The following is an 18848-nucleotide window of genomic DNA, read 5'->3' on the forward strand; positions in this document are numbered from 1 at the left end:
GCGCGTCAAGTTTTAGGATAGCCTTGCCTAATGCGTCGCGTCCTCGCTCTTCTCTCCGTCGCCGCTCTCGCCCTCGGACTCGCCGCGTGCGCCGATGCGGGTCCGAGCGACACAGCACCCGCTTCCGCGTCCGCCGACGACATCTGCCCGCAGGCGTCGGTCCCGCTCGCCGCGCTGCCCCTGGTGGCGGACGTGCGCGCTCACACGGGTCCATCCACCGCATGCCTGTCCAGCCACGCGATCGAGCCCGTCAACGACGAATCCGCTCCGCAGCTCCCGGTGACGCTGATCGACAGCGAGGGCCACGACGTCGAGATCGACGACGTCGACCGCATCCTGCCGATCGACATCTCCGGCACCATCGCCTCGACCGTCTTCGCCCTCGGGCTCGGGGATCAGGTCGTGGGCCGCGATGCGTCGACGACCTTCACGGGAACCGAGGACCTGCCCGTCGTCACCCAGGCGGGGCACACGCTGAATGCGGAGGCCATCCTCGAGCTCGCCCCGACCGTGGTCCTCACCGACACCACGATCGGCCCGAAGGAGGTCCGGCAGCAGCTGCGTGACGCGGGGATCGCGGTGGTCGTGATCTCCAGCGACCGCCGCCTCGACACCACGGACGAGCTGGTGACCGAGATCGCCACGGCCCTCGGCGTGCCGTCGCGGGGCGAGGCCCTCATCGCGCGCCTCGATGCCTCCGTCGACGAGACCCTCGCCGAGATCGCAGCGGTCACCCCCGCGGATGCGGCCGACCGGGCGCGGATGCTGTTCCTCTACGTGCGCGGCAGTGCGAACGTCTATTACATCTTCGGGGAGGACTCCGGCGCCGACTCGCTGATCGACGCGGTCGGCGGGATCGACGTCGCGGCGGAGATCGGCTGGGAGGGCATGAAGCCCATGACCGCCGAGGCCCTCGTCGCCGCACGACCCGATGTCCTGGTGATGATGACCGACGGCCTCGAGTCGGTCGGCGGGATCGACGGACTCATCGAGCGGATCCCCGCCGTGGCCGAGACCCCTGCCGGAGCCAACCGCCGGGTGATCGACATGGCGGACAGCGAGATCCTCAGCTTCGGTCCGCGCACCGCCGATGTGATCGGCGCGCTGGCCCGAGCGCTGTACGCCCCCGAGTCGGCGCCGTGACCCGCGAGGTCGTCACCCCCACTCCGGCGCGACACCGCGGGCTGCGCTTCGGACTCGTCACGGTCGGTCTGATCATCGCTCTCGGGATCACCGGTGTCGTGTCGATCACGAGCGGACAGTACGACCTCTCCCCCGCATCTCTCCTCGGGGTCCTCCTGCGCGGCATCGGCATCGACACGGCCTGGGCGCCGGAGGCAGCCACCGACCACGGCGTGATCTTCAACCTGCGGATGCCGCGCATCGTGCTCGGGCTCCTCGTCGGCGCAGCCCTGGCCGTCTCCGGTGTGCTGATGCAGGCGATCTTCGGCAACCCGCTCGCGGACGCCGGCGTGGTCGGTGTCTCCTCGGGCGCCGCGCTCGGAGCGGCCGCCAGCATCACGTTCGGCCTCGCGACCTTCGGGATGTGGACCACACCTGCCTTCGCGTTCCTCGGCGGTCTGATCGCGGTGTTCTCGGTGTACTTCATCAGTCGTTCCGGCGGACGCACCGAGGTCGTGACCCTCCTGCTCACGGGCATCGCGATCAACGCGATCGCCGGCGCGGGGATGGCGTTCCTCACCTTCCTCGGCACCACGTCCACGCGCGAGCAGATCGTGTTCTGGCAGCTGGGTTCGCTGAACGGCGCTCTGTGGTCGAACATCCAGCTCGTCGCACCGCTCGTGCTGATCGGGATCGGCGTCGCACTGATCGTGGCACCCAGCCTCGACCTCTTCGCCCTCGGCGAGCGCACCGCCCGCCACCTGGGCGTCCGCGTCGAGCTGCTGCGCGTCACGGTCATCGTCACGGTCGCGCTGCTGGTGTGCGCCGCGGTCGCGTTCGCCGGCATCATCGGCTTCGCGGGGCTCGTCGTGCCGCACCTGATGCGCATGATGATCGGTCCGGCTCATCTGCCCCTCGTGATCGCCTCGGCTCTCGGGGGTGCGCTGCTCATCGGGGTCGCCGACCTCGTCGCGCGCACCGCCGTGCCGCTCGCGGATCTGCCGATCGGCATGATCACCTCTCTCGTGGGCGGGCCGTTCTTCCTGTGGCTGCTCGTGCGCACACGCCGTCGCTCCGGAGGGTGGGCATGACCGTGCGGCTCCGCGGGACGGGGCTCACCGTGCAGGTCGGCGACGGACGGAGGATCCTCGACGACGCCTCCATCGAGATCCACGCCGGGGAGGTGCACGCGCTCGTCGGCCCGAACGGCGCGGGCAAGTCGACCCTGTTCGGGGTGCTCGCCGGTGATGTCATGGCGCAGGCCGGAACCGTGGAGCTCGACGGGCGGTCGATCGACCGGATCAGGCCGCGCACGCTCGCCCAGCAGCGCGCGGTCCTCCTGCAGGAGAACACCGTCACGTTCCCGTTCAGCGCCGAGCAGGTCGTGCGCATGGGACGGACGCCCTGGGCGCGCACCCCCGCGGCCGAGGAGGATGACGGGGTCGTGGCGGCGGCGATGGCGGAGACGGAGGTGACCGGGCTCCGGACCCGAGCGGTGCCGTCGCTGTCCGGCGGCGAACGCTCCCGCGTCGCGCTGGCTCGGGTGATCGCGCAGAGCACCGGCATCCTGCTGCTCGACGAGCCGACGGCCGCGCTCGACCTGAAGCACCACGAGGACGTCATGCGGCTGATCCGGAGTCGGGCGGACACCGGCGTGGCCGTCGCGATCGTGCTGCACGACCTCAACGCGGCACTCGCCCACGCCGATCGCGTCACGCTGCTCGCCGACGGCCGGGTCACGGCGACCGGCACCGCGGCCGAGGTGCTCACCGCCGCGCGGATCGAGCAGGTCTACGGGCAGGCGGTCGACGTGTTCCCGCACCCCGCGACCGGGGTGCCGCTCGTGGTGGCGCGCCGCTGACCCGCCCGCAGGCGACGGTCGGGCCCTACGCGTCCCCGTCGCGCAGGGAGCGGATCATGCTCCGCAGGATCTTCAGCGCTCCCGTCCGCTCCGCCTCGGTCATCCCCGACAGCATCCTGACCTCGACCGAGCGCACCGCCGCGCTCGCCTGCTCCAGGCTCTGCCGGCCGCGAGGGGTGAGCCGGGCCGGGAGGGCCTTACCGACGGGCGCCGCCTCCGGACGGGTGACGTAACCGTCTCGCTCGAGCGCCTGGAGCAGCACGTTCATGGACTGCCGTGTCACGAAGGCTCCGCGGGCGAGCTCGGAGTTCGACAGGCCGGGCCGCTGCGCGAGCAGCTCCAGGCAGGAATAGTGCGTGATGGTCATCCCGAGCGGGCGCAGCACCTCCTCCATCGCGACACGCAGAGCGCTGGACGCCTCCTTCAGCAGATAGCCGAGCGAGGTTTCGAGGTCGATGCCGGCGCGATCTTGACTCATGTCAGTATTCTGACATACGCTGGTTTGTGTCAGAAAACTGACACGAAGCAAAGGATGCCACCCATGCCCGTCACCGGCCCCGACTTCCTCTCCCTGCAGGCACGCGACCTCGCCGCCTCCCAGGCGTTCTACGAGCGCTACCTCGGACTCGTCCGCTCCCCTTCCGGGCCTCCGCACGCGGTGGTCTTCGCGACGACCCCGATCGCCTTCGCCCTGCGGGACATCGCTCCGGGCACCGACCTCGCCGGCGTCGACCAGCCGGGCATCGGCGCAGCCATCTGGCTCCATGCGACCGACGTGCAGGCCATCCACGACGCCCTCGTCGCCGACGGCCACACGATCGTCATGGACTTGATCGACGGCCCCTTCGGGCGGACCTTCACGTTCGCCGACCCGGACGGCTACCGGATCACCCTCCACGACCGCGCCTGATCCCGCGGCCCTGCCCCGCTACGGCCGGAGCGGAAGCACGCCGGCGAGGTCGGCCCGCGTGCCGGAGGCCTGGATGCGTCCCGAGGACGCGGCATCCGCCCACGCCTCCGCTCCGGTCGACACGGCGATCCAGGTCGCGGCATCCATCTCGACGACGTTCGGCGGCGTGCCGCGGGTGTGGCGCGGACCCTGGATGACCTGCACCGCCCCGAACGGCGGCACCCGCACCTCGACGCTGTTGCCCGGTGCCTTCTCGTCGAGCAGCTGCAGCAGGTAGCGCACCGCGGTGGCGAGATCGGTGCGAGCGGGCTTGGCACCGGCGGCGTCCGCTGCCCGCACGGCATCGAGGGCGGACCGCCCGTCGACGATGTCGATCTTCTTGGCCATTCCCCCACCATAGAACCGCGACCCCGCACCCTGGTCATAAGCTCGGAGGCATGAGCATGCATCCGCAGGGCGCCAGAGCGGACTTGCTCGCCGCCGCGGAGGATCACTCCTGGAGCGTGCCGATCCCGCCGCTCGCCGATCCGGGCAGCGCGCACGACGCCGCCGTGCTCATCCTGTTCGGGGTGCTCGACCACGTCCCGGCGCCGACGGTCGAGGCCGCGGTCGCACGCGACCTCGACGTTCTGCTCCAGCGCAGGGCTCCCACCCTGTCCTCGCACCCCGGACAGGTGTCGTTCCCCGGCGGACGCGCCGAGCCGGAAGACGCCGACCTCGTCGCCACCGCGCTCCGCGAGGCCGAGGAGGAGACGGGCCTCGATCCCGCCGGCGTCGAGGTGCTCGCCACCCTGCCCGTGATCCCGCTCGCCGCGAGCAACCACCTCGTGACTCCCGTGCTCGCATGGTGGCAGTCGCCGTCGCGCGTGGTCGCCGTGGACCATGCCGAGACCGTCGAGGTGTTCCGCGTTCCGGTCGCGCAACTGCTGGATCCCGCCACCCGTTTCACCTCGACCCTGACACGGATGGGGCGCACGTTCCGCGGACCGGCGTTCGACGTCGACGGAACCATCGTGTGGGGCTTCACCGCGATGGTGCTCGACGCCCTCTTCGACGCGGCGGGCTGGACCGTGCCGTGGGACGCGACGACCGAGCGGCCGATCGAGCTCTGACGCCACGCACCGAAACGCGGCAGGTGAGCCTCGGTAGTCTGGACGGGTGAAGATCCTCGTCCTCGGTTCCGGTGCCCGTGAGCACGCGATCATCCTCGCCCTGCGGGCAGAGCAGACGGAGCACGAGATCTTCGTCGCTCCGGGCAACGCCGGCATCGCGCAGGATGCCACCCCCGTCTCGCTCGACCCTCTCGACGGGGCCGCGGTCACCGCCTTCGCGCACGAGCACGCGATCGACCTGGTCGTGATCGGCCCGGAGGCTCCGCTCGTCGCGGGAGTCGCCGATGCCCTGCGTGTGCGCGGTATCCCGGTGTTCGGACCGGGCAAGGCGGCCGCGCAGCTGGAGGGCTCGAAGTCCTTCGCCAAGCGGGTCATGGATGCCGCCGGGGTTCCGACCGGGCGCGCCGTGCGTGCCGCGACCACCGCAGAGGTCGACGCCGCCTTCGATCAGCTGGGTGCCCCTTTCGTGGTCAAGGCCGACGGTCTGGCCGCAGGCAAGGGCGTGATCGTCACCTCCGACCGCGCCGAGGCGCTGGCCCACGCCGAGCAGTACCTTCCCGCGGGTCCGGTGCTGATCGAGGAGTTCCTCTCCGGCCCCGAGGTCTCGCTGTTCTTCCTGAGCGACGGCGACACCGTGCGCGCGCTCAGCCCCGCGCAGGACTTCAAGCGCGCCCTCGACAGCGACGCCGGGCCGAACACCGGCGGCATGGGCGCCTACTCCCCGCTGCCCTGGCTCGCCGAGCAGTTCGGCAGCGAGCAGGCCTTCGTCGAGGAGGTCACCCGCGACGTCGCTCTTCCCGTGGTGCGCCAGCTCGACGCCGAGGGCACCCCGTTCATCGGACTCCTCTACGCCGGGCTGATCCTGACCCCGGCCGGCGTGCGCGTGATTGAGTTCAACGCCCGCTTCGGCGACCCCGAGACGCAGATCGTCCTCCCCCGACTGGTCACGCCCCTGTCGCAGCTGCTGTTCGCCGCGGCATCAGGCACGCTCGAGGACCAGCCGGACCCGGTGTTCAGCGACGACGTCGCGATCACGGTCGTGCTGGCGAGCGAAGGCTACCCCGAGTCGCCGCAGACCGGTCGTCCGATCGAGGGCCTGGAGGATGCCGCGTCCGTCGAGGGCGTCCGCCTCGTCCACGCGGCGACCGCGAGCCCCGATGCCCCGGGCGGATCGCTCATCGCGACGGGCGGCCGCGTGCTGAACGTGGTGGCCGTGGCCGCGGACTTCCGCACCGCGCGCGACCGCGCCTACGAGGCGATCGGCCGCATCCGCCTCGACGGCTCCCACTACCGCACCGACATCGCCGCCCGCGTCGCCGAGTAACCCGCCCTCCGGCACAGCCGCACCACCGCCGCCGAGCGCGTCCGCCGGCAGACCGCTGGCACATCGCCGGCACAACTTCGGAGATCGCAGCCGTCCGCCGGCAGACCGCTGGCACAACTTCGGAGATCGCAGCCGACACGCCGTCAGACCGAACGGATCGTCGGCGTGTCGCGTCGGATCTCCGAAGTCGTGCGGCTCCGAAGTTGTGCAGCTCCGAAGTTGTGCGCGCCGGGTCAGAGGACCTTGGAGAGGAAGTCCTGCAACCGCTCGTTCTTGGGGGATCCGAAGAGCTCGGCGGGGGCGGCCTCTTCGACGACGACGCCGCCGTCCATGAAGACGGTCCGATCGGACACCTCACGGGCGAAGCCCATTTCGTGCGTCACGAGCACCATCGTCATGCCGCCATCGGCCAGGTCGCGGATGACCTGCAGCACCTCGCCGACCATCTCCGGGTCGAGAGCGCTCGTCGCCTCGTCGAACAGCATGATCTCGGGATCCATCGCCAGCGCCCTGGCGATCGCCACGCGCTGCTTCTGTCCGCCGGAGAGCGACGCCGGCTTGGCATCGGCCTTCTCCGACAGCCCCACCCGCTCCAGGAGCGACAGCGCCCGTTCGCGCGCCTGCGCCTTCGACAGCTTCCCGCACTCGACGGGGGCGAGCGTGATGTTCTCCAGCACGGTCATGTGCGGGAACAGGTTGAAGTGCTGGAACACCATGCCGATGCGCTGGCGGACCTCGTCGAGCTTGACGCTCTTGTCGGTGAGGTCGACGCCGTCGATGATGACGTGTCCGGACGTGGGCTCTTCCAGCTTGTTCAGGCACCGCAGGAGGGTCGACTTGCCCGAACCGGACGGGCCGATCACCGCGACGACCTCCCCGTCCGCCACCGCGAGGTCGATGCCCTTGAGCACCTCGTTGTCGCCGAAGGACTTGTGCAGGTCTCTGACCTCGATCTTGCTCATGCGTTGAACGTCCTCTCCAGGCGATTCGCGAGCAGCGTCAGCAGCGTGATCACGACGAAGTAGATGATGGCGACGACCGTCAGCACCTGGGCCGACAGGTACGTCGAGGCGATGATCTGGCGCGACACGAAGGTGAGTTCGGCGAGGCCGATGACGCTGATCAGCGAGGTGTCCTTGAGGGTGATGATGCCCTGGTTCACGAACGACGGCACCATGATGCGGAACGCCTGCGGGAGCACGACCTTCTGCATGGTCTTCCAGTGGCTCAGGCCCAGTGAGCGCGACGCCTCCGCCTGGCCGGGGTCGACCGCCTGGATACCGCCGCGGATGATCTCCGTCATGTACGCACCGGTGTTCAGCGACAGGGTGATCGCACCGGCCACGAACGGGTCGAACTTGAGGTCGGGGATCAGCTGCGGGATCGCGAAGAACACGAAGAAGGCCTGGATCAGGATCGGCGTCCCGCGGAAGACGTAGACGTAGGCGGTCGCGATCCAGCGGAACGGCGCGATCTTGGAGATGCGCCCGAACCCGAAGATGACGCCGAGGATGAACGCCGCGATCACCGCGACGATCGTGGCGAGGATCGTGAGCCACAGACCCTGCATGAGCGCGGGCCAGTAGGTCACCGCGACGGAGATGATGTCGGTGGGCTGCGCCTCCTGCGCGTCGTCACCCGACGCGAGGTAGGTGTCCACGATCTCGTCGTACTCGCCGGAGTCCTGCAGGTCGGCGAGGCCGGCGTTGAACATCTCCAGGAGCTCGGCGTTCTCGCCCTTGTTGACCGCGAAGCCGTACTCGCCGCCGAGCGCGGGCTCGCCGACGAGACGGAAGCCCGACCCCTGCTGGATGCCGTAGGCGAGCACCGGGAAGTCCTCGAAGTAGCCGACGGCCTGGCCGGCCTTCACGGCGTCGACCATGTCGGTCGTGTCCTGGTAGGGCGTGACGCGGAAGCCGTACTCGTCGGCGTTCTCCTCGGCGAAGGTCTGCCCCTGCGTTCCCGTCTTGACGGCGACGGTCTTGCCGTCGAGGTCGTCCAGGGACTCGATGTCGCTGGACTCCAGCACGCCCAGCTGCACGCCGCTCGTGAAGTACGGGTCACTGAAGTCGAAGGTCTGCTGACGAGCGTCGGTGATCGACATCCCCGCCATCACCGCGTCGACCTGGTTCGACTGCAGCGCCTGCACGGCGGCGTCGAACCCGAGCTGGCGGATCTCGACCTCGAAGCCCTGATCCTTCGCGATCGCGCGGAGCAGGTCCATGTCGATGCCGACGAGATCGCCGTCCGCGTTCGTGAACTCGAAGGGTGCGAACGTGGTGTCGGTGCCGATCACGTACTTCTCGCCGTCGTCCGCGGCGTTGGCCGGCGCGACCCCGGCGAGCACGGCGCCGACGGCGACGAAGGCCGCGAGCGCGGTCGCACCGACGGTGCGGGTCAGGCGGCGCAGGCGGCCGGGCGCGGAGGATGGATTTCGGCTCACGTCGAGCTCCTCGTGGTTCGAAAAGGGGCGACCCGGCGGTCGCCGACCATCCACCCTAACCCTGCGCGGACGGACGACCGGAATTCCGGTGAGGCCCGTGGCCGTGCGGATCCCGGCCTTCCGGAGCCTTCGAGATCAGCTGTCGGCGAGCTCGATCCAGTACCGACGCACCTGCGGCTGCCCGGGCTCCGGGGCGTCGCTCACATCCTCGAGCACGCCTCCAGCGCCCTCGATCGTGCGGATGGACCCGACGTTGTCGTCGTCGCACGTGAGCAGCACACGGTCGTACCCCTCGGCCGCGGCGCGGCGCAGGGCGAGGCGGAGAGCCTCGCGCACGATCCCCTCGCGTCGGCGGGACGGGATCACGGAATAGCCGATGTGTCCGCCGAACCGGCGCAGAAAGTCGTTGAGCTCGCGACGGAAGGAGAGGAAGCCCACCACCTGATCGTCGTCGGTGATCCAGAAGTAGTCGCAGGGGACGTGACCATCGGGAAGTTCCGCACCGGGCGTCGCATACAGCTCGGCCCGCGCGACGAACGCCTCGCCCGCAGCCCGGTCGGGGACGAAGCCCTCCTCCAGACCGCCGCCATCCACATGTCCGCCCTCGAACTCGCCCACGGCGGAGGCCCAGGAGTCGAGGAGGTCGATGGTCGGTCGGGTGAGTGCGATCGTCATCGCCTCAGCAGACCAGATGCCCGGGCCCGTCCGCAAACCGCGACGGCGCAGATCCGCACCGAGGTCGCAGCGGATCCGGAGATTCCCTGCGACCCGGTGCGGATCTGCGACGTGATGCCGAGCGACTACTCGGCGGACGGCTGCACGGCGCGCGCGTCCGGAGCCGAAGCATCCGCCCTGTCGTACCGGCCGAGGAACAGCGAGGCGATCAGGGCGACCAGGATCACGCACGCGGGCAGCAGGATCGACTGCGCCATACCGGCCGCGAACCCATCGGCCACCTGCGGGGGCAGCGAACCTCCGCCGATGCCTGCCGGCGCGTCGGACAGCCCCGGCAGGTTCGCCTCGAGCCGCGACTGCATGAACGCGGCAATGGAGGCCGAGCCGATGACGGATCCGATCGTCCGTGTCGTGTTGTAGATGCCCGCGCCCGCGCCCGCCTGACGCGGCGGCAGCTTGCGGGTCGCCGTCGTGGCCAGCGGACCCCACATGCCCGCGTTGCCGATTCCCATCAGCGCGGACGGCAGCAGGAACATCCAGATCTCGGTCTCCATGTTGATCAGGGCCGAGTACCAGACCAGCGCACCGGCGACGCAGAGCAGACCCGGGATCAGGATGATGCGCGGGTCGACGCGATCCAGGATCTTTCCGGCGACGGGAGCCAGGACGCCGGACAGCACGGCCATCGGGATGAGGAGCAGCGCCGCCTGCGTGGGGGTGAGTCCACGGGCCGTCTGCAGGAAGAACATCATCGGCAGCGACATGCTCGTCACCGTGAAGCCGACCGCGGCGATCGCGACGTTCGCCCCGGAGAAGTTCCGATCACGGAAGAGCTCGAGCGGGACGAGAGGTTCACTGCGGGTCTTCGCCTGCTGGAAGATGAACAGCCCGAGCACAACGAGACCGACGATGATCAGGCTCCACACGGAGACGGGACCCCAGATCACACCCCAGTCGTACTTCTCGCCCTCCTGCAGCCCGAACACGATGAGGAACAGGGCCACGGCGCTCAGGATCACGCCCACGACGTCGAAGCGGTGCGGGTGCGTCGCGAGCTTCGGCACCAGGCGCCAGGCGAGCACGAACGCGACGATGCCGACCGGGATGTTCACGAAGAAGATCCACTCCCAGCCGAAGCCGTCGACGAGCAGTCCGCCGACGAGCGGACCGACCAGGGTCGCGACACCGGCCGTCGCACCCCAGAGGCCCATCGCAGCGCCCCGACGCTCGGGCGGGAAGGTGCGCGTGATCACGGCCATCGTCTGCGGCGTCATGAAGGCGGCACCCAGGCCCTGCACGGCGCGGGCGGCGATCAGCATGCCGAGCGAATCGGACAGACCGCACCAGAGCGAGGCGAGCGTGAAGACCGCGAGCCCGATCAGGTAGATGTTCTTCGGCCCGAAGCGGTCGCCCAGGCGTCCGGTGATCAGCAGCGGCACGGCGTAGGCGAGCAGGTAGGCGCTCGTGACCCACACGACGTTGTCGAGGTTGTTGGTGTTCGGGTCGAGCGCCGCCTTGATGGCCGGGTTCGCGACCGAGACGATCGTCGTGTCGACGAGGATCATGAAGAAGCCGATGACCAGCGCCCAGAGGGCGGGCCAGGGACTGGTGGGCTTGTGCCCGACGGAGTAGGTGCCGGTCGACGGACCGGAGGTCGAGGGCGCGGACACCGGCGGGCGGTCTCCGTCGCGAGGGGAATCGGTCATTGCTGTGCGGCCTTTCGCTGAGCGCGGTAGCGGTCTGAGTTCGGGAATGCCGTGGGACCCCACGGCACGGCTTGGGCTTCGAGACGGTCGAGAAGGGAGTCGAGCCAGCGGAGCTCGGCGTGCAGGAGGGCCTCCTGCCGCTCGATCTCGACGAGGACCTGCTCCGGCACGCTCTTCTCCCGCGCCCCGCGGAGACCGTCACGGTGGCGGGCATGATCCTCGACGAGTGCGCTCCTCCGGGCGCGCAGCAGGTCGACGGTCTCGTCGCGCTCGAGGTTGTGCGCCTCGGCGAGCGCGATCCGGAAGTCGGCGGGGCGGTCGATGCGCGGCAGTTCGCGTCGCACCCAGGCGACCACGGCGTCGCGTCCTGCGTCGGCCAACGTGTAGGTCGTGCGTTCGGGTCGGTTGCCCTCGCGATCGATCCCCAGCTCCTCGATCAGTCCGGCCCGATGCAGGCGGGAGACCGTGTGATAGAGCGTCCCGTTGGTGATCGTGATCAGCCGATCATCGTGCCGGGCACGCATGAGCCGCACCATCTCGTAAGGGTGCATGTCGCCTTCTCGCAGCAGCGCGAGAACCATCACTCCCATGGGAGTGAGCCGATCGACGGCATCCTTCTTCATGTTCCACCTCAAATAGTCCATGTGGACTATACGCTCTTTTCCGACGACAGGCCAGACCCCGCAGCGGCCTATCCGGCTGCAGCCGCGAGCTGCGCTCCGGTGAGCGGACGGTCCGCAGAGAAGAGGAACTGGACCGACGGATCGGGATTGCCCGCGTCCGCGGTCCGATGCACGAGAGCGAGCCCCGCCTTCTCGGCTACTCGGCCGAGGCGCGATTGTGCTCGACGAGATACGCGATCACCGGACGGGCGGGGTCGACCGCGTGCGCGCGTTCGACCGCGGCCGAGGCGAGCTCGGTGGCGTAGCCGTTGCCGTGATGATCGGCCGACAGCCGGTACCCGAGGTTCCACACCTCGCCACCCAGCAGCGTGCAACCGCCGTTGCCGATCAGCTCGCCCGACGGCGCGGGGGCGACGGACATCTCGGCGGGCGCGACCGCCCGGAACCGGGATAATGGGCGGGTGAGCACTCCTTCCGAAGGCACGGCACAGAGCATCCCCGGGTGGCGACACCTCTACTCCGGCAAGGTCCGCGACCTGTACGCCTCGGAGGATCCCGCAGACACGCGCATCCTCGTCGTGGCGTCCGACCGCGTGAGCGCCTTCGACTTCGTGCTCGAGCCCGGCATCACCGACAAGGGGGCGCTGCTCACGCGGCTCAGCCGCTGGTGGTTCACGCAGCTCTCCGACTTCCCGAACCACGTCGCCGAGGGGGAGCTGCCCGACGTCGTCGCCGACCGCGCCATGCTCGCGCAGTCGCTGGAGATGCTGCCGATCGAGTGCGTCGTGCGCGGCTACATCACCGGCTCCGGATGGGTCGAGTACCAGGAGAGCGGGACGGTGTGCGGAATCCCGCTGCCCGCCGGACTGAACAACGGCGACCGGCTGCCCGAGCCCCTGTTCACCCCGGCCTACAAGGCGCCGATGGGCGAGCACGACGAGAACATCACGTTCGACCGTGTCGTCGAGCTCGTCGGCGCCGAGCGCGCGGCCGAGCTGCGCGACGCCTCCCTCGCGATCTACGCCAAGGCCGCAGCCATCGCCGAGGAGAAGGGCCTGATCCTCGCCGACACCAAGTTCGAGTTCGGCACGGACGCCGACGGAACCCTGCGCCTGGCCGACGAGGTGCTCACGAGCGATTCGTCCCGCTACTGGGATGCCGAGGCCTGGCGCACCGGCACGACTCCCGGCGAGCGGATGGCGAGCTTCGACAAGCAGATCGTGCGCGACTGGCTCGCCGCCAACTGGGACAAGCAGGGCGAGCCGCCGCTGCTCCCGGACGACGTGGTCGAGCGCACCGCCGACCGCTACCGCGAGCTGATCGAGCGCCTCGGCGCCTGACACCCGTCAGCGCCGACCAGACCGACTTCCTCGACGAGACGCACGTCGGCATGGACGAAGTCCCGGCCCTCCTCCAACGCGGCGAGGCGCCGCCGAACGGCATCTTCCACCGCGCCGATCGTTCAGTGAAAACTCAGGAATCGATAGTGTTGCTCCGGCACTCCTGCCATCCCCCGAACCCTGAGGAGCCCGCATGGCCCTGTGGAAGCTGCACGGAAACGGCCGCACGGTCGAACCCGGCGCCGTCGTCGCCCCCGAAGAGCGTCTGAGCTGGCCCGCGACGATCGCGATCGGCGCTCAGCACGTCGTCGCGATGTTCGGCGCCACGTTCCTCGTGCCGACCCTGACGGGCTTCCCCGTCTCGACGACACTGCTGTTCAGCGGTCTCGGCACGCTGATCTTCCTGCTCATCACGAAGAACCAGCTCCCCAGCTACCTGGGCTCGTCGTTCGCCTTCATCGCCCCCATCACGGCGGCCGTGGCCGCGGGCGGCACCGGCTCCGCACTGGCGGGCGTCGTCGCGGTCGGCCTGCTCCTCGTGGTCGTGGGACTCGTCGTGCAGTTCGCCGGGCTGCGCTGGGTGGACGCGCTGATGCCTCCCGTGGTCGCGGGAGCGATCGTCGCCCTCATCGGGTTCAACCTGGCCCCGACCGCGTGGAGCAACTTCGCCCTCGACCCGATCACCGCGACGATCACCCTCGTCGCGATCATCCTCTTCGCCGTCCTCTTCCGAGGCTTCCTCGGGCGCATCTCGATCTTCCTCGGCGTCGCGGTCGGCTTCATCTACGCGGCCTTCGCCGGTTCGTTCGACGTTCCCAATGAACTCCGCGGGGGCAAGACGCCGGCCGAGCTGATCTCCGACGCCCCGTGGATCGGGCTGCCGCACTTCCAGTTCCCGGACTTCGTCGAGCCGAACACCTGGTCGACCATCGCGATGTTCCTGCCGGTCGTGCTGGTGCTGATCGCGGAGAACGTGGGGCACGTGCGCGGCGTCGCGACCATGACCGAGGATCCCTCGATCAACAAGCACACCGGACGGGCGCTGATCGCCGACGGCGTCGCCACGACCGTCGCCGGTGGCTTCGGCGGGTCCGGCACCACGACCTACGGCGAGAACATCGGCGTCATGGCGGCGACCCGCGTCTACTCGACAGCCGTGTACTGGGTCGCCGGACTGTTCGCGATCCTGCTGGCGTTCTCGCCCAAGGTCGGCGAAGTGTTCAACTCGATCCCGGCGGGCGTGCTCGGCGGTGCCACCACGGCGCTGTACGGTCTCATCGGCATCATCGGCATCAAGATCTGGGTCGACAGCCGCGTGGACTTCTCCCGCCCAGTGAACCAGTACACCGCCGCGGTCTCGCTCGTGATCGGCATCGCCGGGTTCTCGATGCAGCTGGGCGACTTCGCCTTCGGCGGCATCGTGCTCGGCACGGTCGCGGCCCTTCTCATCTATCACCTGGGCAACCTGATCGCCCGCGCCCGCAAGACCGGCGCCGACGACCCGCGTCCCCTCGAGCCCGTCGGCCCCCTCGGCGGCGACCCCGAGTAGTCCTCACCCCACCCGCACTCCCGTGTCCCGCACTCCCGCGTGCATGCGGGGCCGGGGGTCCGGGGTGGGGAGCCCGGCCGAGGTCAGGCGATGGTGGCGAGGACCGCGTCGGCGGAGACCGCGGCGGTGAGGGCGACACGCTGCGACAGGGTGCCGGCACGGTGCGCGGTCACGGTCGTCTCCATCTTCATGGCGTCGAGCACCGCCACCGGATCGCCCTCGGCGACACTCGCACCCTCATCGGCCAGCCAGCGCACCAGCGTTCCGGGCACGGGCGCGCGCAACTCGGACGGATCAGCAGCGGGTGCCGCGTCCGCAGGTTTCCCGGACGCGGCGAATCCCGCGAGCAGCGCCACCGGCAGACCGAGCATGACGCGACGACCGTCGATCTCGACGGGGAACCGCTGCAGCGCGGCATCCGGGACCGCGGCCGGACGCGACTGCACCTCGCCCTTCGGCAGGAGTGTGCTCTCGATCCACTGCGTGTGCACCGCGAACGTGTCGGTCGCGAACGCCTCGTCGTCGAGAGCGACCAGGTCGAACGGGATGACGGTCGCCGGCCCCTCGACGGTCAGTTCCCGCAGGGCGCGTCGGGCCCGCACGAGCGCGTCGTCCCGGGATCCGGCGTGCACGATCAGCTTGGCGATCATCGAGTCGAAGGCCGGCTGCACGACATCGCCCTCCTCGATCCCGCTGTCCCAGCGCACACCCGGTCCTCCCGGGATGCGCAGACGATCGACGCGGCCGGGACTGGGCAGGAATCCGCGCCCGGGGTCTTCGGCGTTGATCCGGAACTCGAAGGCGTGCCCGGCGGGCTCCGGTGTGTCGGTGAACGACGGGCCTTCGCCGAACGCGATGCGGAACTGCTCGCGCACGAGATCCGTTCCGGTCACGGCCTCGGTGATCGGGTGCTCGACCTGCAGGCGGGTGTTCACCTCGAGGAAGGAGATCGTGCCGTCGGCGGCGAGCAGGAACTCCACGGTCCCCGCCCCGCGGTACTGCACCTCGGCGCAGATCGACCGCGCGGCGTCGTGGAAGCGCGCACGCTGCTCCGCCGTCAAGCCGGGGGCCGGTGCCTCCTCGATGAGCTTCTGGTTGCGGCGTTGCAGCGAGCAGTCGCGGTCGCCGACCACGACGACGCCGCCGGCCCCGTCGCCGAGCACCTGGACCTCGATGTGCCGCGGACTCTCCAGGAAGCGCTCCACGAAGCACTCGCCCCGGCCGAACGCGGCGACCGCCTCCCGGGTGGCCGCGTCGAAGGCCTCGGCGACGTCGGACAGCTCGCGCACCACCTTCAGGCCGCGTCCGCCACCGCCGAACGCCGCCTTGATGGCGATCGGCAGTCCGTGCTCCTCGGCGAAGGCCACCGCCGCCGCAGGGCCGGACAGCGGCTCGTCGGTGCCCGCGGCGAGAGGAGCCCCGACGCGCTGAGCGATCCGGCGCGCGGTCATCTTGTCCCCCAGTGCGTCGATGCTCTCGGGCGAGGGGCCGATCCAGACGAGCCCCGCGTCCTCGACCGCACGGGCGAACGCTGCGCTCTCGGACAGGAAGCCGTATCCCGGATGCACGGCGTCGGCGCCGGACCGGGCCGCGGCGTCGAGCAGCGCCTCGACGGACAGGTACGTGGCGGCGGCGGTGTCTCCGTCCAGTCCCACAGCCTCATCCGCCAGGCGCACGTGCAGGGCATCCGCGTCCTGATCGGCGTACACCGCCACGGAGGTGTATCCGGCTTCGGCGCAGGCGCGGACGATGCGCACCGCGATCTCGCCGCGGTTGGCGATGAGCACCTTGGTCATGAGGACTCCTTGAGGACGAAGCGGATCCGCGCCCCGGGCGGGAGCTGGCCCGCGAGGTCGAGGCTGCGATCGGTGACGGCTCCGATGATCGGGTAGCCGCCGGTGAGGGGATGGTCGGGGAGGAAGAGCACGGGCTGCCCGTCCGGCGGAACCTGGATCGCCCCGGTGACCGCCCCTTCGCTGGGCAGCTCTCCCGAGCGGGATCGTTCCAGCGGCACGTCGCCGTGGAGCCGGATGCCGACGCGGTCGGAGCGCGGCGTGATGGTCCACTCCTGCGTCGTGAGCGCGTCGAGCGCAGCGGGCGTGAACCAGTCGTCCCGGGGGCCGAGCGTGATCTCCAGGTCGACCAGGTCGCCGGGAGCCGGGAGGGCGCGCGGCACCGGGAGCGGTTCGACGGAGTGCGGGGCGTCGGCGCCGATCGCGACCGCGTCGCCGGCGGCGAGCGCGGCCGGCCCCAGCCCGGCGAGGGTGTCGGCTGCGCGGCTGTCGAGCGCGGGTGCGGCGGCGATGCCGCCGCGGACGCCGATGACGTAGCGGAGTCCGTGGCTCGGGTGGCCGAGGGTGAGCTCGTCGCCGTCGACCGTGGCGAACGGCACTCCGGGGGCGACGTCGCGGCCGGTTCCCTGGGCGTCGGTGAGGAGCAGGTCTCCGACGGCACCGGTGACGACGGCGACACCCTCGCCGTGGAAGCGCAGGACGGCGCCGCCGACGCTCTCCAGCACCGCGGCCTCGGCTCGGTTGCCCACGGCCCGGTTCGCGTCGCGCATCGCCTGCCTGTCCGCGGCGCCGGAGGCCGAGACGCCGAGCGCCGCGTAACCGGGGCGGCCGGCATCCTGCACCAGCAGCTGCAGCGAGGGGCGCACCACCTCCACCGCCGATGAGCGCGGATCGTCGGACGGCGTGGGCGCCTCGCTCCGGTCGTCGCGCTGGTTCGGGCCGCCCGCAGAAGAAGGTGACCCCGATCCCGCCCTGATCGCGTCGCGCTCGGCGCGGGTGAAGCTCACGAGCGCTCCAGGGGAGAGGAGTGCGGGAGGATCGCGGTCGATGTCCCACATCGCCGCATCGGTCCGACCGATCAGCTGCCAGCCTCCGGGGCTCTCCCGCGGATACACCCCGGTGAAGGCCCCGGCCAGTGCGACGGAACCGGCGGGGACGCGGGTGCGCGGAGAGGATCGTCGCGGCACGTCGAACAGCGGATCCCCGCTCACCACGTATCCGAAGCCGGGCGCGAAGCCGGAGAAGGCGACCTGCCAGGCGGCGGCCAGGTGTCGGCGGATGAGCTCGTCCGCCGAGACGCCCAGCAGAGAGGCGGCCTCGTCGAGGTCTTCCCCGTCGTATCGGACCGGCACCGTCACCTCGCCGGCGCTCGGGAGGTCTCCGGTGCCGATCTCGGTCGCCGCGAGCACGGCGGCGAGCTCCGACGCGGAGGTGCGCAGGGGGTCGAACCGCACGAGCACGGTGCGTGCGCCGGGGATGCGCTCGACCACCCCGGGCACGCCGTCCCAGGCGAGGTTCAGCCGCATGGCCTCGTCGAGGTCGTGCGCCTCGACGAGCAGGGCCCGGTCGGATGCCGTGAGGATGCGCATCAGACGAGGAACTCCGCATCGGGGACGTCGGTGATGAACATGTACCCGGGAGCGTGCGTGACGGCGAACGGCGGCTTGGACGCCATGATCGCCGCCTGCGGGGTGACGCCGCACGCCCAGAAGACCGGGATCTCGCCGTCGCGGAGTTCGGGCGCATCCCCGAAGTCCGGGCGCGACAGGTCGGCGATGCCCAACGAGGCAGGGTCGCCGACGTGCACCGGAGCGCCGTGGACGGCGGGCGTGCGTCCGGAGATCTGAACCGCGTCCGCGACCCGATCGGCGGCGATGGGCCGCATCGACACCACCATCTCCCCCCGCAGCCGACCGGCGGGGACGCAGTCGACGGAGGTGCGGTACATCGGGACGTTGCGACCGAGCTCCTGGTGCCGGATCGGGATGCCCGCCTGCACGAGGCCGGTCTCGAAGGTGAAGCTGCAGCCGATCAGGAATGCGACCAGGTCGGGGTGCTCGTCCCACGCCGCGCGCGCGTCGGCCACCTCCTCGGCCAGTTCGCCGTCGCGCCAGATGCGGTAGCGGCCGATGTCGGTGCGGATGTCACTGCCGGGCGCGAGCACGGATTCGACCTGCCCCTCCTCGATGACCTCGAGCACGGGGCACGGCTTCGGATTGCGCTGCGCGTACAGCAGCGTCTCGAAGGCCCAGTCGGCGGGCACGGCGATCAGGTTGGCCTGGGTGAGCCCGGCGGCGACGCCGCTGGTCGGCGCTGCGCTGCCCGCGCGATGGGCGGCGCGGGCGGCGCGGACGTCGGCGAGCTGCTGCGCTGTGGCGAGGACGCTCATG

At 70.5% G+C, this 18848-nt stretch carries 19 protein-coding genes; 8 read left to right on the forward strand and 11 right to left on the reverse strand.

Features of this window, described 5'->3' with window-relative positions; all coding sequences use genetic code 11:
• Positions 1 to 30: 30 nt before the first annotated feature.
• Genes F6A08_RS16315 through F6A08_RS16325 form a run of 3 tightly spaced genes read left to right on the forward strand, consistent with a single transcriptional unit; the run spans position 31 to position 2983 of the window.
• Positions 31 to 1143, forward strand: coding sequence for a heme/hemin ABC transporter substrate-binding protein (locus F6A08_RS16315; protein ID WP_151460035.1), 1113 nt, complete (start codon positions 31 to 33; stop codon positions 1141 to 1143).
• The gene (locus F6A08_RS16320; protein WP_151460036.1) at positions 1140 to 2213 is read left to right on the forward strand and encodes a FecCD family ABC transporter permease; all 1074 of its coding nucleotides are present in this window, start codon (positions 1140 to 1142) and stop codon (positions 2211 to 2213) included. Before F6A08_RS16315 ends, F6A08_RS16320 begins: the two co-directional genes overlap by 4 nt.
• A complete protein-coding gene (locus F6A08_RS16325; RefSeq protein ID WP_151460037.1) occupies positions 2210 to 2983 on the forward strand; it encodes a heme ABC transporter ATP-binding protein in 774 nt (257 codons plus the stop codon). The genes F6A08_RS16320 and F6A08_RS16325 overlap by 4 nt, the downstream gene beginning before the upstream one ends.
• 25 nt (positions 2984 to 3008) lie before the next feature.
• Here F6A08_RS16325 and F6A08_RS16330 read toward each other — a convergent pair whose 3' ends face one another.
• On the reverse strand, positions 3009 to 3461 hold the full coding sequence (locus F6A08_RS16330; protein WP_151460038.1) for a MarR family winged helix-turn-helix transcriptional regulator: 453 nt from the start codon (positions 3459 to 3461) through the stop codon (positions 3009 to 3011).
• A gap of 63 nt (positions 3462 to 3524) precedes the next feature.
• Here F6A08_RS16330 and F6A08_RS16335 point away from each other — a divergent pair, with 63 nt between their 5' ends.
• Positions 3525 to 3893, forward strand: a complete 369-nt coding sequence (locus F6A08_RS16335) for a VOC family protein (protein ID WP_151460039.1) — start codon at positions 3525 to 3527, stop codon at positions 3891 to 3893.
• An 18-nt stretch (positions 3894 to 3911) separates the two neighbouring features.
• Here the strand turns inward: F6A08_RS16335 and F6A08_RS16340 are convergent, their stop codons facing one another.
• Positions 3912 to 4280: a sterol carrier family protein gene (locus tag F6A08_RS16340; protein ID WP_151460040.1), complete on the reverse strand. Its 369-nt coding sequence runs from the start codon at positions 4278 to 4280 to the stop codon at positions 3912 to 3914.
• 50 nt (positions 4281 to 4330) lie between these two features.
• Between F6A08_RS16340 and F6A08_RS16345 the strand changes: the two genes are divergently transcribed.
• Positions 4331 to 5005: an NUDIX hydrolase gene (locus F6A08_RS16345; RefSeq protein WP_151460041.1), complete on the forward strand. Its 675-nt coding sequence runs from the start codon at positions 4331 to 4333 to the stop codon at positions 5003 to 5005.
• A 46-nt stretch (positions 5006 to 5051) separates the two neighbouring features.
• Complete coding sequence (gene purD, locus F6A08_RS16350) at positions 5052 to 6329, forward strand: phosphoribosylamine--glycine ligase (protein ID WP_151460042.1); 1278 nt, start codon at positions 5052 to 5054, stop codon at positions 6327 to 6329.
• 233 nt (positions 6330 to 6562) lie between these two features.
• On the opposite strand, the gene F6A08_RS16355 is transcribed toward purD, so the two are convergent.
• From F6A08_RS16355 to F6A08_RS16380, 6 genes are all read right to left on the reverse strand, one after another.
• Complete coding sequence (locus F6A08_RS16355) at positions 6563 to 7291, reverse strand: amino acid ABC transporter ATP-binding protein (RefSeq protein WP_017204278.1); 729 nt, start codon at positions 7289 to 7291, stop codon at positions 6563 to 6565.
• Positions 7288 to 8772 carry an amino acid ABC transporter substrate-binding protein/permease gene (locus F6A08_RS16360; protein ID WP_151460043.1) on the reverse strand — a complete coding sequence of 495 codons (1485 nt, stop codon included), beginning with the start codon at positions 8770 to 8772 and terminating at the stop codon, positions 7288 to 7290. Before F6A08_RS16360 ends, F6A08_RS16355 begins: the two co-directional genes overlap by 4 nt.
• A 135-nt stretch (positions 8773 to 8907) precedes the next feature.
• Complete coding sequence (locus F6A08_RS16365; RefSeq protein WP_151460044.1) at positions 8908 to 9447, reverse strand: GNAT family N-acetyltransferase; 540 nt, start codon at positions 9445 to 9447, stop codon at positions 8908 to 8910.
• Positions 9448 to 9572: 125 nt separating this feature from the next.
• The gene (locus F6A08_RS16370; protein WP_225855871.1) at positions 9573 to 11153 is read right to left on the reverse strand and encodes an MFS transporter; all 1581 of its coding nucleotides are present in this window, start codon (positions 11151 to 11153) and stop codon (positions 9573 to 9575) included.
• Positions 11150 to 11797: a PadR family transcriptional regulator gene (locus F6A08_RS16375; RefSeq protein WP_420846045.1), complete on the reverse strand. Its 648-nt coding sequence runs from the start codon at positions 11795 to 11797 to the stop codon at positions 11150 to 11152. Before F6A08_RS16375 ends, F6A08_RS16370 begins: the two co-directional genes overlap by 4 nt.
• Positions 11798 to 11972: 175 nt before the next feature.
• The gene (locus F6A08_RS16380) at positions 11973 to 12260 is read right to left on the reverse strand and encodes a GNAT family N-acetyltransferase (RefSeq protein WP_225855872.1); all 288 of its coding nucleotides are present in this window, start codon (positions 12258 to 12260) and stop codon (positions 11973 to 11975) included.
• Between F6A08_RS16380 and F6A08_RS16385 the strand changes: the two genes are divergently transcribed.
• Both F6A08_RS16385 and F6A08_RS16390 read left to right on the forward strand, forming a co-directional pair.
• Positions 12238 to 13116 carry a phosphoribosylaminoimidazolesuccinocarboxamide synthase gene (locus F6A08_RS16385; RefSeq protein ID WP_151460045.1) on the forward strand — a complete coding sequence of 293 codons (879 nt, stop codon included), beginning with the start codon at positions 12238 to 12240 and terminating at the stop codon, positions 13114 to 13116. The genes F6A08_RS16380 and F6A08_RS16385 overlap by 23 nt on opposite strands.
• A gap of 193 nt (positions 13117 to 13309) precedes the next feature.
• A complete protein-coding gene (locus tag F6A08_RS16390) occupies positions 13310 to 14665 on the forward strand; it encodes a uracil-xanthine permease family protein (RefSeq protein ID WP_124894717.1) in 1356 nt (451 codons plus the stop codon).
• An 83-nt stretch (positions 14666 to 14748) separates the two neighbouring features.
• Here the strand turns inward: F6A08_RS16390 and F6A08_RS16395 are convergent, their stop codons facing one another.
• From F6A08_RS16395 to F6A08_RS16405, 3 genes are read right to left on the reverse strand one after another with little or no spacing between them, the layout of a single operon-like run.
• The gene (locus F6A08_RS16395; RefSeq protein ID WP_151460046.1) at positions 14749 to 16461 is read right to left on the reverse strand and encodes an acetyl/propionyl/methylcrotonyl-CoA carboxylase subunit alpha; all 1713 of its coding nucleotides are present in this window, start codon (positions 16459 to 16461) and stop codon (positions 14749 to 14751) included.
• Positions 16458 to 18047: a 5-oxoprolinase subunit B/C family protein gene (locus F6A08_RS16400; RefSeq protein ID WP_151460047.1), complete on the reverse strand. Its 1590-nt coding sequence runs from the start codon at positions 18045 to 18047 to the stop codon at positions 16458 to 16460. Before F6A08_RS16400 ends, F6A08_RS16395 begins: the two co-directional genes overlap by 4 nt.
• Positions 18047 to 18847, reverse strand: a complete 801-nt coding sequence (locus F6A08_RS16405; RefSeq protein ID WP_151460048.1) for a putative hydro-lyase — start codon at positions 18845 to 18847, stop codon at positions 18047 to 18049. Before F6A08_RS16405 ends, F6A08_RS16400 begins: the two co-directional genes overlap by 1 nt.
• Between the last annotated feature and the right edge of the window lies 1 nt (position 18848).

The sequence above is a fragment of the Microbacterium algeriense genome (assembly GCF_008868005.1).
In the GTDB taxonomy this organism is placed as follows: domain Bacteria; phylum Actinomycetota; class Actinomycetes; order Actinomycetales; family Microbacteriaceae; genus Microbacterium; species Microbacterium algeriense.

Bases quoted from the DNA above. Each gene is read 5' to 3' on its own strand.
- F6A08_RS16315 (WP_151460035.1), top strand. From the start codon at position 31: ATGCGTCGCGTCCTCGCTCTTCTCTCCGTCGCCGCTCTCGCCCTCGGA.
- F6A08_RS16325 (WP_151460037.1), top strand. From the start codon at position 2,210: ATGACCGTGCGGCTCCGCGGGACGGGGCTCACCGTGCAGGTCGGCGAC.
- F6A08_RS16330 (WP_151460038.1), bottom strand. From the start codon at position 3,461: ATGAGTCAAGATCGCGCCGGCATCGACCTCGAAACCTCGCTCGGCTAT.
- F6A08_RS16335 (WP_151460039.1), top strand. From the start codon at position 3,525: ATGCCCGTCACCGGCCCCGACTTCCTCTCCCTGCAGGCACGCGACCTC.
- F6A08_RS16340 (WP_151460040.1), bottom strand. From the start codon at position 4,280: ATGGCCAAGAAGATCGACATCGTCGACGGGCGGTCCGCCCTCGATGCC.
- F6A08_RS16345 (WP_151460041.1), top strand. From the start codon at position 4,331: ATGAGCATGCATCCGCAGGGCGCCAGAGCGGACTTGCTCGCCGCCGCG.
- F6A08_RS16355 (WP_017204278.1), bottom strand. From the start codon at position 7,291: ATGAGCAAGATCGAGGTCAGAGACCTGCACAAGTCCTTCGGCGACAAC.
- F6A08_RS16365 (WP_151460044.1), bottom strand. From the start codon at position 9,447: ATGACGATCGCACTCACCCGACCGACCATCGACCTCCTCGACTCCTGG.
- F6A08_RS16370 (WP_225855871.1), bottom strand. From the start codon at position 11,153: ATGACCGATTCCCCTCGCGACGGAGACCGCCCGCCGGTGTCCGCGCCC.
- F6A08_RS16375 (WP_420846045.1), bottom strand. From the start codon at position 11,797: ATGGACTATTTGAGGTGGAACATGAAGAAGGATGCCGTCGATCGGCTC.
- F6A08_RS16390 (WP_124894717.1), top strand. From the start codon at position 13,310: ATGGCCCTGTGGAAGCTGCACGGAAACGGCCGCACGGTCGAACCCGGC.
- F6A08_RS16395 (WP_151460046.1), bottom strand. From the start codon at position 16,461: ATGACCAAGGTGCTCATCGCCAACCGCGGCGAGATCGCGGTGCGCATC.
- F6A08_RS16400 (WP_151460047.1), bottom strand. From the start codon at position 18,047: ATGCGCATCCTCACGGCATCCGACCGGGCCCTGCTCGTCGAGGCGCAC.
- F6A08_RS16405 (WP_151460048.1), bottom strand. From the start codon at position 18,847: ATGAGCGTCCTCGCCACAGCGCAGCAGCTCGCCGACGTCCGCGCCGCC.